This is a genomic window from Curtobacterium sp. MCBD17_019 (genome assembly GCF_003234555.1).
GTDB lineage: Bacteria > Actinomycetota > Actinomycetes > Actinomycetales > Microbacteriaceae > Curtobacterium.
In genome coordinates this window covers 88,232-105,055 of the sequence record NZ_QKTT01000006.1, presented here as the reverse complement: position 1 = coordinate 105,055, position 16,824 = coordinate 88,232, and the positions used below count along the sequence as shown (strand labels likewise).

Sequence of the window (16,824 nt, the reverse complement as noted above, 5' to 3'; positions counted from 1 at the left end):
ATCACCTCTCTCGTCGTGTCACGTCCTGGGTCGTGACGGCCCCTCGCTGTCCTGCCCCCGCCGTCGGCGGACCGACGTCAGGACCCTGCGTTCCGGGCAGCATGAGGACCCATGTCAAGTCCTCGTGCCCCGATCACCACGAGCCGGAGCTCGCCGCTGATCGGCGTACCAGGACCCGAACGGGTCCGTACGCCATTATTGCACGTCCCGCCGCCGCCCGACGCGTGTCGTCCGCTCGAGGTCGATCGAACGCACGATGCGTGGTCGGGTGGGATGCGATGTCAGGGTCTGGTCGGCCCGTCCGTCGTACGGCCGGCGCGCATACGCCGCACCAGTGCAACCCAGAGGGGGCCGACGCGTATTCCGTCCTCGGCGTGGATCCGTGCTCGCGTGCGGTTCCGCGCGACGAGGAGCATCACCACGCCGAACCCCACCACGACGTACTGCACGAGCAGGGCGACCCGGAAGGACGACCACGCGAACACCGCCGCGCCCGTGTGGTCGTGGACCGCGTCGAGCACGACGCCGATGCAGTACATCATGACGAAGGCGGCCAGGAACCCGCCGACGTTGACGACGCCGTTCGCCGAACCGAGCGACCCGACGGGGTTGAAGGTCCGCGCGAAGTCGAAGCCGATGAGGGACCCGGGGCCGCCCACGCCGAGGACCACCACGAGCACGACGACGAGCCACGTCGGCGGAGCGCCGGGCCAGAGCAGCACGGCCGTCCACGCGGCGAAGATGACGCCCACGATCGTCAGCACGAGGTTCGACCGCCGGAACGGGAAGCGTGCGCAGAGCACCCCGAGGACCGGGCCGACCACGAACCCGACGAGCACGATCACCGTGAGGAACGCCGCCGCCACGGTCGCGGAGTACCCGAGCCCGCGCTCGAGCATCGGCACGCCCCACAACAGGCTGAACACCGTCCCCGACGACTGCGTGACGTAGTGCGACCAGAAGCCGAGCTGGGTCCCGGGACGCCGCAGCGCCTGCCCGAACGTCGAGAACGCGCCGCGCCGCGAGCCGGGCAACGGGATGGCGTCCGTCCGCACCGCGATCGGACCGTTGCGGACGAACGCGGCGACCAGCACGAACCCGGCGAGGCTCACCGCGGCCGCGACGCCGTACGCGGCGCTCCACCCCGAGGCGTGGAGCAGGACCGCGAACGGGAACGCCGAAGCGATCTGCCCGAGCTGCCCCAGGTTGCCGGTCCACTGCGAGATCTGCGGGAGGATCGGCCCGGTGAACCACATCGGCAACAGCCGGATCACCGAGATGAACGTCATGGCGTCGCCGGCGCCGACGAGCACCCGACCGCCGATCGCGGGACCGATCGTCGGTGACATCGCGACCACCGCCTGACCGACCGCGAGCAACGCCGCGCCGGCGGCGACGAGCCGACGTGGCCCGACCCGGTCGAGCAGGATCCCGACCGGGATCTGGAGGCCCGCGTACACCGCGATCTGCACGACCGCCAGCGTCGAGAGCACGGCCGCGGACACGGCGAACCGCTCCTGCGCCTGGACGCCCGACACACCGAGCGACGACCGCTGCAGCACGGCCAGCACGTAGGCGAGCACGGCGACGGACCAGACGGTCCACGAGCGGCGGGAGTTCATCCCCGCCAGCGTATCCAGCGGCCGCCCTCCGGACCGTGCGGCTCCGGCTGCCGACGTCCTGCGGCTCAGTCGAGCGTGGCGTCGCCCGCGACCCCGTCGGGGCCGTCCGGGCGGCGGTCCGCCAGGAAGCGCTCGAGCTCGGCCGCGATCGCGTCCGCCGTCGGGACCTCACCGTCGGCACCGGTGAGCGGCGACGACACCGGGTTGCCCTCGACGTACGTGTCGTGCCGCTCCTCGAGTGCCTGCACGAGGTGCTCGAGCTCGCCGTTGCCCGCGACCTGCTCGTCGACGCGGTTGTGGAAGTCGCGCCCGAGTTCGCGGAGGCGGTCCGTCGGGAAGATCAGGCCGGTCGCCGCCGCGATGCCGGAGAGCGCGGCGACGGCGGCGTCGGGGTACTCGGTGTCGGACAGGTAGTGCGGGACGAGCAGCACGAGACCGGTGACCTGGCGGTCGAGTTCGCTCATGCGGTGCTCGACGAGGTGCAGCACGTTCGCCGGTGCCTGGGTCTGCGGCTTCCAGATGCTCATCGACTCGACGAGGTCCGCGCGTGTCCCGCTCACCGTGATCCCGATCGGACGGGTGTGCGGGACGGGCATGGGGATGGACTGGATCCACGTCGTGTCGGTGACGGCCAGGTCCTCGGCGAGGTCGACCACCGCGCGGACGAACCGGTTCCACTGGAAGTCCGGCTCGTACCCGGAGAGGAAGAGGAACGGGCGACCGAGTTCGTCGTGCACGAGGTGCAGCGTCAGACGGGACGGCGTGACCTCGGCGATGTGGTCGCGGTCGAACGTGATCACCGGGCGGCGCGCCCGGTAGTCGAGCAGGATGTCCGGATCGAACTCCGCGACGAGCACCGCCCCCGGACCGGCGAGCAGCGTCTCGGTCACCTGACCGACCGCCGTGCCGGCGTCGGCGAACCCCGTCAGGCCCGCGACCAGATGCAGACCGGGCGGGACGTCCGCCGCTGCCGCGGTCAGCGTGTACAGGTCTTCGGGGTTCATCCCGACCATGCTAGGCGGGGCCGTCGGACACCCCCGACCGCCGCTGCACGCCCAGAGCGAACAGCTCCGACGGTCCGGCACGAGCGCGTCAGTAGGGTTGGCGGTATGGTCCGCCCCACGCTCGACACCACCTCCGACCGCCCCGACAGCGTCGACGCCGACGTCCTCGTGCTCGGGGTCCGCCCGGGCTCCGACGGCTCGCCCGCCGTCGTCGCCCCCACCGCCGACGGCACCGTCGTCGACCTCGGGATCGACCTCGCGGCGCTCGGCGTCCGCGGCACGAAGGACCAGCTGGTCCGGCTGCCGGCGCCCGGCCTCGCCGCGCGCAGCGTGGCGCTCATCGGCCTGGGGAGCCGGGTCGACGCGGCGTCGATCCGTGCGGCTTCGGGCAGCGCCGTCCGACAGCTCCACGACGTCGTCTCGATCGCGCTGGGCCTCCCGACCGATCACGAGGACCTGGTGGACGCAGCGCTCGAGGGCGCGGCCCTCGGGACCTACACGTTCACCCGGCACCGCGGCACCGGCACCACCGGACCGGTCCGCGGCGACCAGCGGATCACGGTGCTCGCGGCCGCCCCGGCCGAGGCCACGGTCCGACCGGCGATCGTCGCCGACGCGGTGGCGCTCGTCCGTGACCTCGTCAACACCGCTGCCGCCGACATGGCGCCCGAGGACGTCGCCGAGGCCGCCCTGGACGCAGCGCGCGGTCTCCCCCTCGACGTCGAGGTGCTCGACGTCGCCGCGCTCGAGGAGCAGGGCTACGGCGGGATCCTCGGGGTCGGCCGCGGCTCCGTCCGGCCGCCCCGGCTCGTGGTCGTGCGGTACGCGCCCGACGGAGCGTCGAAGCACCTCGCGCTCGTGGGCAAGGGCATCACCTTCGACTCCGGGGGTCTCTCGCTGAAGCCCGCCGCGAGCATGAACGGCATGAAGGACGACATGACCGGCGCCGCCACCGTGCTCGCCGCCACGGTCGCCGCCGCCCGCCTGGGGCTCCACGTCCGCGTCACGGCGTGGCTGTGCCTGGCCGAGAACATGCCGTCGGGGTCCGCCACGCGCCCGGGCGACGTCCTGACGCTCAAGAACGGCAAGACCGTCGAGGTGACGAACACCGACGCCGAGGGGCGCCTCGTCCTCGGGGACGGCCTCGCCGCGGCGTCGCTCGAGGTCCCGGACGCGATCGTCGACGTCGCGACACTCACGGGTGCGCAGGTCGTCGCCCTCGGTGACCGCACGTCCGGGCTGATGGGATCGGACGACCTCGTCGACCGCGTCCGTGCGGTGGCCGAATCCGTCTCCGAGCTCGTCTGGCCGATGCCCCTGCCCGACGAGCTGGACGCTCGGCTCGCGAGCGAGGTCGCCGACATGGTGAACGCCACGCCGGGGCAACCCGCCGCCGGGATGCTGCTCGCGGGCCGGTTCCTCGAGCGGTTCGTCGGCACCCGCCCGGACGGCAGCACGATCCCGTGGGCCCACCTCGACATCGCCGGGCCCGCCGAGAACAAGGGTGGCGGGTACGGCTGGCTCGGCAAGGGTCCGACCGGCGTCATGGTCCGGACACTCGTCGCCCTCGCAGAACAGCTTCAGTCCGAGGAGTAGGGTCGTTCCGGCGGATGCGCTTGTCATCCGCCGACTGCTCACACACGGCACGGGACCCGAACCAGGGCACCGACCGCCGGGCGCCGCCGCGGCGCGGCGTTCCACGAGGGCCCGATCGGCCCTCTCGCACGAGGGAGTTGCACCAGGTGACGGAAGAGACTTACGACGTCGTGGTCCTCGGTGGCGGCAGCGGCGGGTACGCCGCGGCGCTCCGGGCCGCGGAGCTCGGGATGAGCGTCGCGCTCGTCGAGAAGGACAAGCTCGGCGGGACCTGCCTGCACCGCGGATGCATCCCGACCAAGGCACTGCTCCACGCGGCCGAGATCGCCGACGGCGCCCGTGACGCCGAGCGTTTCGGCGTCAGGGCCCAGCTGCACGGCATCGACGTCCCGAAGGTGATCGAGTACCGCGAGGGCGTCATCACCTCGAAGTACAAGGGCCTGCAGGGGCTGATCAAGGCGCGCGGCATCACCGTGGTCGAGGGCTCCGGTCGACTCACCTCCCCCACCACCGTGCAGGTCGGCGACCGTACCGTGACCGGCAAGAACGTCGTGCTCGCGACCGGTTCCTACTCGCGCAGCCTGCCCGGTCTCGAGATCGGCGGGCGGGTCATCACCTCCGAGACCGCCCTGCAGATGGACTACGTGCCGAACAAGGTGGCCATCCTCGGCGGCGGTGTCATCGGAGTCGAGTTCGCCAGCGTCTGGAAGTCCTTCGGCGCCGACGTCACCATCATCGAGGCGCTGCCGCACCTGGTCCCGAACGAGGACGAGGCGATGTCGAAGCAGCTCGAGCGGGCGTTCCGCAAGCGCGGCATCGGGTTCTCGCTCGGCGTCCGGTTCCAGGGCGTCGAGCAGCACGAGAACGGCGTCGTCGTGACGCTCGAGAACGGCTCCACCGTCGAGGCCGACCTGCTGCTCGTCGCCGTCGGCCGCGGTCCCGTCACGGCCGGGCTCGGCTACGAGGAAACCGGCATCCGGATGGACCGTGGGTACGTGCTCACGGACGACCGGCTCCGCACGAGCGTCCCCGGCGTCTTCGCCGTCGGCGACATCGTCCCCGGCCTGCAGCTCGCGCACCGCGGGTTCCAGCAGGGCATCTTCGTCGCCGAGGAGATCGCGGGGCTGAGTCCCGTCATCATCGAGGACAAGAACATCCCGAAGGTCACCTACTGCGACCCCGAGGTCGCCTCGGTCGGGCTGTCCCAGGCGAAGGCGGAGCAGGAGTACGGCGCCGACAAGATCGACGCGTACGACTACAACCTCGCAGGGAACGGGCGCAGCCACATCATCGGCACGTCCGGCTCCATCAAGGTCGTGCGCGTGGTCGACGGTCCGGTCGTCGGCGTGCACATGATCGGTGCGCGCGTCGGCGAACTCATCGGTGAGGCCCAGCTCGCGGTGAACTGGGAAGCCCACCCCGAGGACGTCGCCCCGCTGGTCCACGCACACCCGACCCAGAACGAGGCGCTCGGCGAGGCGTTCCTGCACCTCGCGGGCAAGCCCCTCCACGCACTGTGACGCTCCGCCGGACCCGGTCGAGCACCACCGCACCACCACACCACCACGCCTTCGAAGAGGAGTCCACCTGATGAGCGAATCCGTCAACCTCCCGGCGCTCGGGGAGAGCGTCACCGAGGGCACGGTGACCCGATGGCTGAAGAACGTGGGCGACCGCGTCGAGGTCGACGAGCCGCTGCTCGAGGTCTCGACCGACAAGGTCGACACGGAGATCCCGTCACCGGTCGCGGGTGTGGTCGAGGAGATCCTCGTCGGCGAGGACGAGACCGTCGAGGTGGGGACGCCGCTGGTCCGCATCGGTGACGGTTCCGACCAGGGCGCCTCCGACGACGCCCCCGCGCAGGATGCCGCGCCCGTCGAGTCGAACGAGCCGGTCGCGCCCGAGAACGAGCAGGCCGCCGACCAGGAGGCCCCGTTCGCCGCCCCGACGGACGAGCAGGACCACGAGGTTCCCGCGCCCGTCCCGGCACCGCCGGCGCCGCCCGCCGTCCAGCCGATGCCGGCCGCGCAGGCCGCTCCCGCCGCTCCGCCGGCCGCCGTGCCCGCGCCGCCCGCCGCCGTGCCCGCGCCGCCGGCGCCGGTCCCCGCTCCTCCGGCCGCCGTGCCGTCAGCCCCCGCGGCGGCGCCGCAGTCCCCGGCGACGTCGGCCACGGTCCCGAACCCGACCACGTCAGGCACCTCCGGATACGTCACCCCGCTCGTCCGCAAGCTCGCGAACGAGAAGGGCGTCGACCTCGCCACCGTGACCGGCTCCGGTGTCGGCGGGCGTGTCCGCAAGGAGGACGTCCTCGCGGCCGCCGAGGCCGCTGCCGCAGCGGCGGCCTCCACCGCGTCGACCACGACGGCTCCGGCTGCGAGCGGGACACCGTTCGTCGCCGAGGTGTCGCCGCTCCGCGGCACCCGCGAGAAGATGACGCGCCTGCGCAAGGTCGTCGCCGAGCGGGCCGTGCAGTCGATGCAGTCCACCGCCCAGCTCACGAGCGTGGTGGAGGTCGACGTGACGAACGTCGCCCGCTTCCGTGACGCGCACAAGGCCGAGTTCCAGCAGAAGACCGGCTCAAAGCTCAGCTTCATGCCGTTCTTCGCCCTGGCCGCCGCCGAAGCACTCAAGGCCCACCCGAAGCTCAACGCCACGGTGGAGGGCGACGAGATCGTGTACCCGGAGACGGAGAACCTCTCGATCGCGGTGGACACCGAGCGCGGGCTGCTGACCCCGGTCATCCGGGACGCGGCGGAGCTGAGCCTGGCGGAACTGGCCGGCAGCATCGCGGACCTGGCCGCGCGGACGCGCAACAACCAGCTCAAGCCCGACGAGCTCTCCGGAGGCACGTTCACGCTCACGAACACCGGTTCGCGTGGTGCGCTGTTCGACACCCCGGTCGTGTTCCTGCCCCAGTCGGCGATCCTCGGCACGGGCATCGTCGTCAAGAAGCCGGCGGTGATCACCGTCGACGGTCAGGACGCGATCGCCATCCGATCGACCGTGTTCCTCGCGCTGTCGTACGACCACCGGATCATCGACGGTGCCGACGCCGCGCGGTACCTCGTCGCGGTGAAGAACCGGCTCGAGGCGGGCGACTTCACGGCGCACCTCGGGTACTGACGCGACCACGGCGGCCCCGGTCCTCGCACGAGGACCGGGGCCGCTGTCGTGCCCGCACCGGGCGACACCGGCATCGCGGTCGCCGCACGCGGCCCGCCCGTGAGCACGAGCCCGGTGACGAGCCCGACCACGCCCAAGAGGACGCCGATCGCCACCCGGAGCGGGAGCCGCCGACCCCCGGGTACCGGCAGACCCGCCGACAGCGCGCCGACGATCGTGCCCACGCGGCTCGGGAGCGACGCGGACGCGCCGTCGCCGTGGCCCGCGCCGGCACGCACCGCTCCCCCTGCGCCCCACCGCGTCGCTTCCCCATGCACCGAAGCCGGCGAGGCCCTGTCGGTGGCGACCGTGCCCGGGAACGTCGCGTCGTGAGGCCATCGGACCGGGCGAGGCACCGCCGCGGCGATCATCGCCGCGGGCACGCGATCGGTCCAGCCGTCGACGTCGGCGCGCGCCTCGTCGAGTGCGCGCAACACGCGGTCGACTTCGGGCAGACGCGGGTCCGCGCGCTCCCACACGACGCGGCACGCCACGAGCAGGCCGTCCACACCGGCAGGCGCGCGGTGGCGACGTCCCGCCGCCGAGGAACGCATCATGGCGCTCTCCGTGCCGGAACCGGGCAGGTGCGGCGGACCCCCCGCGCCGGGGGGCCGCTCGGCGACGACGACCGCCCCCGAGCGGTCCACGAGCACGTCCGACGGGCGCACCGGGCCGAACGGCAGGAGGCCCGGGGTGCTGCCCGACACGGCGGCGCGCACGGCGAGGCGGACGAGCGGCAGCCCGAGCGTCACCGCGACACCGACCGTGAGTCCGCCGAGCACGTCGAGCGCGATCGGCAGCGGGAGACCCTCCACCTGACGGACGAACGCCATCGGGAGGCCGTCCGGACCGGCCGCCAGCGCGGAGACGCGGACGAGGTGACGGTCCTCGTCAACACCTCTCGCTGCCACCCATCCGAGGAAGCCAGCAGCCGCGTCCACGTCGACGCACGGGATCCAGGAGCCGGGCCGCCCCTGGTCGTCCAGCACGACCGCCTCGGCGACGTCCGTACCCCCGTCCGCTTCGGTACCGTGGCCCCGTCCACGGTCGACGCGCGGGGTACGCCGGTCGGGTCTCCGGGTGATCCGGACCTGCGGTGGCGCGATCCGGCCGTTCCGTCGCCCGTTCCTTCCGCGCAACCATCCGTCCATGCCCCGTAGCATCACGGTCCCCACGCCGCCACGGCCGGCCACGGAATCCACCAGGGGAACGATCCGGCGGCCAGGCACATGTGGACGACGGCTCCCGCGCCCTCCACACGGACCAGGACGGTTCGTTCGCCCACAGCGCCGACCTCGAGATCGCCGGTGTCCGGGCAGGCCGTATCCTGGACGCATGGCACGCACCACGACCCCGGAGCCGACGGCGAAGGAGCCCGGACGTCTCAAGCAGATGTTCCAGGTCTTCCAGATGACGCGGCGCGCCGACCCGACGTCGCTCGGGTGGTTCATCCTCGCGTTCGGCGTTCCCGTGCTCGCGGGCGTCCTGCTGGCGTTCCTGCTGCCGAACCAGACCGTCTTCGCCCAGATCCTCTGGATCGTCGCGGGCGTGCTGCTCGGCGTCCTGTTGTTCCTCATCGTGCTCGGGCGTCTCGCCGAGCGGGCGGCGTACTCGCAGATCGACGGCCAGCCCGGCGCGGTCGGCGCCGTCCTGTCGAACTCCCTCCGCCGCAACTGGCGGTCGAGCGAGATGCCCGTCGCCGTGCATGCCCGGTCGCAGGCCGCGGTCTACCGCGCCGTCGGGACTCCCGGCGTGGTCCTCATCACCGAGGGACGGACGGCGACGCTCTCCCGCCTGGTCGAGGAGGAGCGACGCAAGGTGCACCGCATCGTGCCGAACGTCGCGCTCCACGTGATCGCCGTGGGCGACGGCGAGGACGCCGTCACGCTGCACCGGCTGCCACGGCGGATGAACCGTCTGAAGCGTTCGCTCAACCGCAACGAGGTCGTCGCCGTCGCGAACCGGCTCGACTCGCTGACCCAGAACCCCGCGTCCGCGATCCCGAAGGGCATGGACCCGACGCGCATGCGTGCCGGGCGACCTCGCTGAGCACCCCGGATCACGACGAAGGCCCCGCTCGACTGCGGGGCCTTCGTCGTCGGCCCCCTTCGCTCGCGGGGCGAATCGTCGGCGCCCCTCAGCTCCCGGCGCGAAACGTCGGCGCCCTCCGCTCCCGGGGCGAAACGTTGGCTCCCTCCGCTCGCGGGGGCGGAATTCGCGCGTCCGCCTCGTCCCCTGAGGGCGCGCTCGGCTACCGGCGGACGAGCACGGTGCCCGGGATCCGGTCGTGCAACCCACGCTGATCCCGGTCGAAGATGAACGCGGGGATCACGATGCACAGCAGGACCGTGCGGACCACCGGCCGAACCACGCCGATGTACCCGGGTCGAACAGGTACGACCCGCAGCCCCACGCACAGGTGACCGAAGCTGCCGCTGAGCACGGCGATGAAGACGATCTGCAGCACGGCGAAGATCCCGAGGACCCACCAGCCCTCGGCGACGTCGCGGCCGGACGGGTAGACGTGGAGCGCCACGGCGACCAGGTCCGCCAGGACACCGTCGATCGCGAGAGCAGCGATCCGACGACCGAGCCGAGCGACGCTCCGGGACCCTTCAGCCGGGAGCCCGAGGTCCTTCCCGGGCCAGGTGTCCGACGAGGCGGCGGGGGCTGAGTTGGTCGGACCGGGCATACCACCCAGGGTACTGGGCCGACCGCCACGTAACATGCCGGAAACAATGCAGTCACGTCGGGGAAATGCCGGGTCAATAGCCTCGACGGAGGTAGCCTCCTGGCCCCCGCCATCACCAACCATTGGAGAACGACTCACATGTTCAGTGATTCCTCCGAGGTGCTCGCGTTCATCAAGGACACGGATGTCAAGTTCCTCGACATCCGCTTCACGGATCTGCCCGGTGTCCAGCAGCACTTCAACATCCCCGCCTCCACGGTCGACGAGGACTTCTTCGCCGTCGGGCAGCTCTTCGACGGTTCGTCGATCCGCGGGTTCGCCTCGATCCACGAGTCGGACATGCAGCTCATCCCCGACGTGACGACGGCCTACATCGACCCGTTCCGGGCCGAGCGGACGCTGATCATGGTCTTCGACATCTACAACCCGCGGAACGGCGAGATCTACGCCCGTGACCCGCGTCAGGTCGCCAAGAAGGCGGAGAAGTACCTCGCGTCCACGGGCATCGCGGACACCGCGTTCTTCGCTCCCGAGGCCGAGTTCTACATCTTCGACGACGTCCGCTACGAGGTGAAGCAGAACAGCAGCTTCTACGAGGTGGACAGCGAAGAGGGCGCCTGGAACAGCGGTCGTCGCGAAGAGGGCGGGAACCTCGCGAACAAGACCGCGTACAAGGGCGGGTACTTCCCGGTGTCGCCGGTCGACAAGACCGCCGACCTGCGTGACGACATCTCGCTCAAGCTCATCGACTCGGGCCTCGTGCTCGAGCGCGCCCACCACGAGGTCGGCACGGGCGGGCAGCAGGAGATCAACTACCGCTTCGACACGATGGTGCACGCGGCCGACGACATCCTGAAGTTCAAGTACATCGTCAAGAACACCGCGGAGCAGTGGGGCAAGGTCGCGACCTTCATGCCGAAGCCGCTGTTCGGCGACAACGGCTCGGGCATGCACACGCACCAGTCGCTGTGGAGCGACGGCTCGCCGCTGTTCTACGACGAGAACGGCTACGGCGGTCTGTCGGACATCGCCCGCTGGTACATCGGCGGCCTGCTCAAGCACGCCCCGGCGGTCCTGGCCTTCACGAACCCGACGATCAACTCGTACCACCGGCTCATCCCGGGCTTCGAGGCCCCCGTCAACCTCGTGTACTCGGCGGGCAACCGGTCGGCGTCCATCCGCATCCCGATCACGGGCACGAACCCGAAGGCGAAGCGCATCGAGTTCCGTGCACCGGATGCCTCGGGGAACCCCTACCTCGCGTTCGCCGCGCAGATGATGGCCGGGCTCGACGGCATCCAGAACCGCATCGAGCCGCACGAGCCGGTCGACAAGGACCTCTACGAGCTCCCGCCCGAGGAAGCCAAGGGCATCCCGCAGGTGCCGTCGTCGCTCCAGGAGGCCCTCGCCGCGCTCGAGGCCGACCACGAGTTCCTCACGAAGGGCAACGTCTTCACCGAGGACCTCATCCGCACCTGGATCGACTACAAGTACGAGAAGGAGATCCTCCCGTACGCGCAGCGCCCGCACCCGTTCGAGTACGAGATGTACTTCGGCGTCTGAGTCGCAGCCGCTCGCGAGAGGCCCGCACCCGGCAGGGTGCGGGCCTCTCGTCGTCTCGTCACCACGGAGGACGACCGGGAGACACGGATTGGGAGGCACGGGCCGGGCCGCCCGCGAGCGTCACCGCAGCGCGCGACGCGGGACGGACCTCCCGGCCGTGTGCGGGAACGGCGAAGGGCCCGTGTCCGCCGACACGGGCCCTCCGGTTCCCCGCGGGGCTAGCGACTCGTGGCCATCAAGTCGTTCGTCCCAGCGGCGATGCTCACGGGTGCACCCGCGACCGAGGCGGTCCGGCCCAGGGATCGGACGGACCACCCCGCCTTGACCCAGTCGGTGACCGGGATGCAGTTGCGCGCGTCGATCACGATGGCGCGACCGACGAGCGCACGGAGGCTCGACGGGTCGGCCTGCACGATGTCGTCCCACTCGGTGAGGACGAGCACCATGTCGGCACCCTCGACCGCGGCCTCCATGCTCTCCGCGTAGGTGAGCGTCGGGAAGCTGCGCTTGGCGGTCTCCATGGCCTCCGGGTCCCAGAGCGAGACCTGCGCGCCGCGGAGGTGCAGGGCCGCGGCGACGTTGAGCGCCGGGGAGTCGCGCACGTCGTCGGTGAGCGGCTTGAACGCGGCGCCGATGACGGCGATGCGCCGGTTGAGCACCGAGCCCTGGGCCGCCTCGATCGCCATGTCGATGACGCGCTGGCGCTGGCCCATGTTGATCTCGTCGACCTGCTGCATGAGGCCGACGACCCGGTTCGCGCCGAGTTCGGACGAGCGGTGCATGAGCGCACGGATGTCCTTCGGCAGGCAGCCACCGCCGAAGCCGAGGCCCGCGTTCAGGAACTTACGACCGATGCGCACGTCGTGCCCGAGGGCGTCGGCGAGCGTCGTGACGTCCGCGCCGGCGATGTCGCACAGCTCCGAGATCGCGTTGATGAACGAGATCTTCGTGGCGAGGAACGCGTTCGCGCTCACCTTGACGAGCTCGGCGGTCGGCAGGTCCGTCGCGATGACGGGCGTGCCCTCGGCGATCGGTGCGGCGTAGACCTCGCGGATGACGGCGTCCGCCGCCGCGGAGGCACCGCCCCAGACCAGGCGGTCCGGGTGCAGCGTGTCCTCGACCGCCTTGCCCTCGCGGAGGAACTCGGGGTTCCAGATGAGCTCGACGTCGATGCCGGCGGGCGAGAACTCGGCGACGAGGGAGCGCAGCCGTGCCGCCGTACCGACCGGGACCGTCGACTTGCCCACGATGAGGCCCGGGTGCGTCAGGTGCTCCGCGACGGACCGGGTGGCGCTCTCGACGTAGCTGAGGTTCGCCGCGTGGCTACCCGCTCGCTGGGGCGTGCCGACGCAGATGAAGTGCACATCGCTCGACGCGACTGCCTCGGCGAGGTCCGCCGTGAAGCGGAGCTTGCCGCTCGCGACGTGCTTGGTGATGAGTTCGGGGAGCCCGGGCTCGTAGAACGGGACCTCGCCCGCGGCGAGGGCCGCGAGCTTCGACGGGTCGACGTCCACGCCGATGGTGTCGAACCCCATCTCGGCCATGGCTGCGGCGTGCGTCGCACCGAGGTACCCGGTCCCGATGACGCTGATCCGGGGCGCCGGGCGGGTGTCGAGCCCGGTGGCGGCGTGCTCGCTGTTGCTGTTCGTCACTTGCTGACCTCCTGCAGGTCGTAGTCGATGTCGGTGCGTGCGATGCCCGCCGTGAACGCGGCGAGGCTGTCGGAGCGCGAGTCGATGCGCCAGTCGTTGGTGCTGCGGACGCCGTCCGCGATCGTCGTCGCGGTCTCGTCGAAGTACGAGAACCCGATGATGTCCTTGTTCTGCGGTTCGGCCAGGGCGTCGAAGAGCGACGTGATCCACGCGGCCTTCTGGCTCGGTGCGTTGGCCGAGCCGATGCTGCCGCCGGTCTCGGTCGCGCCGATCTCGGCGAGGAAGATCGGCTTGCTGCCCTCGGTGTGCGGGAGCGCGCGGATCTGCTTGAGCGTCCCGGCGAAGGTCTCGTCGAAGGTCGCCGGCGTGGACGCGTCGCGGTAGTACCCGCTCATCCCGACCCAGTCGACGTACGGGTCGCCCGGGTAGTACTCGTTGAGGTACCCCTGCGTCATCTTCACCGAATTCGCGTTCGGCGACAGGTTGTCGATGCGCGTCGGGGACCAGTCCCAGATCACGTCGGCGTTCGCACCCTCGTTCTGGAAGATCGTCCAGACGTGCTTCCACATGTCGGTGTAGCTGTGGGTCGCGTTGCGCTCGTTCGCGGGGAGGCTCGTGATGTTCTCGGACCAGTTGTACCAGGATCCGTTCATCTCGTGGTCGAGCCGGATCACGAGCGGCATCCCATTCGCCTTGACGGCGTCGGCGTACTGCTTGATGTAGGCGTCGAAGTTGCCGTTGATGATGTCCGCGTTCGAGTACCCCGCGATGTAGGGGCTGTCGTTGCCGGTCTGCGACGGTGCGGTCTCCCAAGTCATCACGGGGAGGCGGCCGTTCGCCCACGACCGCTGCACGGCAGTCGCGTTGAACGCCTGGTCGAAGCCCTGGAAGTACCCCGCCATGTTCGCCGCTGTACCGACCTTCTGCTCGATCGCGTCGTAGTCCGCCCAGTTGAACGGGGACTGCGGCGTGTACAGGCCGTACCAGCGGGACGTCTGCGCGAGGACCTCGGCCTTCGTCGGGGCCGCGACGGCCGCCGTCGAGGTCGACGACGCCTTGGCCGGGTTCCCGGCGGCCGCGGGGGCGGCACCGGACCCGCCGGACCCGTTGGAGGCGCTGGCGGAACCGGACCCGCCCGACGTCGATCCGGACGCGGTCGTGGTCCCACCGGACGCCGCCGACTCGGCCGTGCCGAGCTTGGCGTACGCGGTCTTGAGCTGCGCCTGCAAGGAGGCGAGACGTTCGGCGCGAGAGGCGCCGGAGGCATTCGCGGACTGGAGCTGCCCCTCGAGCTTCCAGATGCGGTGCTGCGCGGCGGTGAGCTTCGCCTGCAGCTTCGCCGCGTCGGCTGTGGCGTCCGCGGTCTTCTGGGCCTGGGTCTTCACGCCCAGCGCGTGGTGCACGGCGGTGCTGACCACGTTGCCGGGCGAGATCCAGACGGCCCACGTGATGAGTGCGAGGGCGACGACGATGGCGGTGGTCCCGACGGCGGTGCGCTTGGCGTGCTTGCTCGACGGGGCCCACCAGCTTCCGGAGTGGCGGATGGATTCAGACAATGGTGAGTGCCTCCAGGGCGAAGATCGCGACACCGATGAGGTACGGGATCACCGCGTAGGGGTTGACGCGCTTGGCGGGCGTCGCCGCCGCCTTGCGCGAGATGCGGGCGTCCCGGACGGTGTCCCGACGCGTCGCGAGGACGGTGGTGGTGGAGGTGCTGGTGGCGTCGGCGCCGGTCGAGGAGCCGAGTTGGAACATCTGCTCGAACTCGCGGTCGACGTCCTCGGAGCGGACCTCGTCGACCCGGTCGATGGGGCTGACGGGCGGGGTGCTGTCGTGGCCGGGGACGGGTACGGCGGGCTCGGTCTCCATCGGTCCGCCCGCGTACGCACCGGCGCGCGTTCCCCAGCCCGAGGCGTGCGCGAGGCGGAAGAACCCGAGCAGCCGGATCGGCATGAGGAAGAACGTCGAGACGATGATGAACATCGGCAGGCGGACGAAGTCGGACGGCTTCTCGGCGAGGTGCCGCATCTGCCGGATCGCCATGCTGAGCACGCTCGAGACGACCATGAGCGCGGCGACGTAGACGAAGCCGGTCGAGAACCCGTACTGGTGCAGGATGCCCTGGTAGAGGTTCTGGCCCTGACCGGTGAACGCGCGGTACACCCAGCCGGCGATGACACCGAAGAGCATGAACGGCAGGATGATGTCGGTCACGAAGAACAGCGCGAGGATCGGGGCGTGGCCGATCATCCACGGGAGCATCCGCAGCGTGTTGTACTGCGAACCACGCGCCCAGCGGAGCTGCTGCTTGAACAGCTTCTTCACTTTGAGCGGCGCATCCGTGTACACGAGTGACGTGTACTGGTAGACGGTCCGGTAGCCCTCCTTGAGCGTGAGGTTCGTGAGCGTCCGGTCGTCGGACACCTCGAGGAACACGCCCATGAACTTCTCGGTCATGAACTTCTCCATGACGCGCATGAGGATGCTGCGGCGGAACGCGATCGTCCGGCCCGGGAGGCACCCGATCTGCCCGAGCACGCTCTGCGCCGGCATCGAGTAGAGGGCTCGGGAGTTCTCGAGCCAGTCGGCCCAGCGGGTGATCCAGCTGCGCTCGGGTTCGAGGATGCGCTGGCGCGTCGTGACGCCGCCCACGGACTCGTCGGCGAACGGCTTGACGAGTTCGTCGAGCGTGCCAGGGGTCCAGACGGTGTCCGAGTCGACGAGGATCGTGATGTCACCGCGCGAGAGCTCGGTTCCGATCTTGACGGCGTTGCGCTTGCCGGGGATCGGGGTGTGCGTCCAGGTCACGAGGGGTGCGAATTCCTCGCAGACCTGCACGAGCCCCGCGTTGGGCGCGCCGTTGATGACGACGATGATCTCGCCCGGACGCTGCTCGACCATGCGGCCGATGACGTCGCGGAAGAGGTCGAGTGGCTCGTCGACGACGGGGACGACGACGCTCGTCGTCCCCGTGAACGTGCCCGTGTACGGCCGGTACCGGGCGGAGATCACCACCTTGGCGATCCAGAGGAGCCAGATGATCGCCGAGTACACGGTGAACAAGTAGAACTCCGGGTGTCCATCGACCATCTGGCGGATTTGGAGGATGAAAGTGAACATCGATCCCTGCTTCGGCGTTCGAGGTGGGATTCCGCGCCATCGGGGAACCAGGGTCAGTTCGGGTGCTTCATTTCTGACAGAGCGTGCCGGAGTCCGCAACGCGGCCCCCGTCCGGGGGTGTTTCACGCGCGTTACGGGGTACATCGGGGTCGGTCGTTCGCCCTACCCGACATGTCCGCCGTCCGCCCGACAGCAGGAAGGGGGACCGACGGTTCCGCATCGAGCCGATGTTCCAGCGCCGGAACGGCCGTTCGCCGCTTCGGTCCGTCTCGCATGATTCCCTGGTCACAGCCTGTTTTCGTCCTCGACAGGTGTCGCCCGGGGGCCGGACCGGGACCACTGCGTCGAACCGCGGGCGGCGCCGCGCCGGAGCCGCGCAGTCCCTGAGCGCCGGGGTACACCGTTCCCAGGTC

The 16,824-nt window shown here is 70.7% G+C and carries 11 protein-coding genes; 5 read left to right on the top strand and 6 right to left on the bottom strand.

From position 1 onward, the window contains the following. Positions 1-281 precede the first annotated feature (281 nt). Entirely contained in the window at positions 282-1,622 is a 1,341-nt protein-coding gene (locus DEI82_RS07625; protein WP_111036391.1) for a nitrate/nitrite transporter, read from the bottom strand. Positions 1,623-1,687: 65 nt separating this feature from the next. Then, a complete protein-coding gene (locus DEI82_RS07620; protein WP_375334614.1) occupies positions 1,688-2,626 on the bottom strand; it encodes a proteasome assembly chaperone family protein in 939 nt (312 codons plus the stop codon). Between the two features lie 105 nt (positions 2,627-2,731). On the opposite strand from DEI82_RS07620, the gene DEI82_RS07615 reads away from it, so the two are divergent. The 4 genes from DEI82_RS07615 (at position 2,732) to DEI82_RS07600 (ending at position 9,433) form a co-directional block, all read left to right on the top strand. After that, a complete protein-coding gene (locus DEI82_RS07615; protein ID WP_111036390.1) occupies positions 2,732-4,222 on the top strand; it encodes a leucyl aminopeptidase in 1,491 nt (496 codons plus the stop codon). Positions 4,223-4,368: 146 nt separating this feature from the next. After that, the gene (lpdA, locus tag DEI82_RS07610) at positions 4,369-5,742 is read left to right on the top strand and encodes a dihydrolipoyl dehydrogenase (RefSeq protein ID WP_111012506.1); all 1,374 of its coding nucleotides are present in this window, start codon (positions 4,369-4,371) and stop codon (positions 5,740-5,742) included. A gap of 70 nt (positions 5,743-5,812) precedes the next feature. Beyond that, complete coding sequence (gene sucB / locus DEI82_RS07605) at positions 5,813-7,345, top strand: 2-oxoglutarate dehydrogenase, E2 component, dihydrolipoamide succinyltransferase (RefSeq protein ID WP_111036389.1); 1,533 nt, start codon at positions 5,813-5,815, stop codon at positions 7,343-7,345. Positions 7,346-8,719: 1,374 nt separating this feature from the next. Beyond that, positions 8,720-9,433 (top strand): DUF4191 domain-containing protein, encoded by a 714-nt coding sequence (locus DEI82_RS07600; RefSeq protein ID WP_111008788.1) that lies wholly within the window; start codon positions 8,720-8,722, stop codon positions 9,431-9,433. A gap of 202 nt (positions 9,434-9,635) precedes the next feature. Here the strand turns inward: DEI82_RS07600 and DEI82_RS07595 are convergent, their stop codons facing one another. Then, complete coding sequence (locus DEI82_RS07595) at positions 9,636-10,076, bottom strand: RDD family protein (RefSeq protein WP_111012509.1); 441 nt, start codon at positions 10,074-10,076, stop codon at positions 9,636-9,638. A gap of 138 nt (positions 10,077-10,214) precedes the next feature. Between DEI82_RS07595 and glnA the strand changes: the two genes are divergently transcribed. Further along, positions 10,215-11,639 carry a type I glutamate--ammonia ligase gene (gene glnA / locus DEI82_RS07590; protein ID WP_111008786.1) on the top strand — a complete coding sequence of 475 codons (1,425 nt, stop codon included), beginning with the start codon at positions 10,215-10,217 and terminating at the stop codon, positions 11,637-11,639. A 218-nt stretch (positions 11,640-11,857) separates the two neighbouring features. Here glnA and DEI82_RS07585 read toward each other — a convergent pair whose 3' ends face one another. Genes DEI82_RS07585 through DEI82_RS07575 form a run of 3 tightly spaced genes read right to left on the bottom strand, consistent with a single transcriptional unit; the run spans position 11,858 to position 16,411 of the window. Beyond that, on the bottom strand, positions 11,858-13,291 hold the full coding sequence (locus tag DEI82_RS07585; RefSeq protein WP_111008785.1) for a UDP-glucose/GDP-mannose dehydrogenase family protein: 1,434 nt from the start codon (positions 13,289-13,291) through the stop codon (positions 11,858-11,860). Continuing rightward, positions 13,288-14,847 (bottom strand): glycoside hydrolase family 26 protein, encoded by a 1,560-nt coding sequence (locus DEI82_RS07580; RefSeq protein ID WP_111036388.1) that lies wholly within the window; start codon positions 14,845-14,847, stop codon positions 13,288-13,290. The genes DEI82_RS07585 and DEI82_RS07580 overlap by 4 nt, the downstream gene beginning before the upstream one ends. Further along, complete coding sequence (locus tag DEI82_RS07575; protein WP_111036387.1) at positions 14,840-16,411, bottom strand: glycosyltransferase; 1,572 nt, start codon at positions 16,409-16,411, stop codon at positions 14,840-14,842. The genes DEI82_RS07580 and DEI82_RS07575 overlap by 8 nt, the downstream gene beginning before the upstream one ends. Between the last annotated feature and the right edge of the window lie 413 nt (positions 16,412-16,824).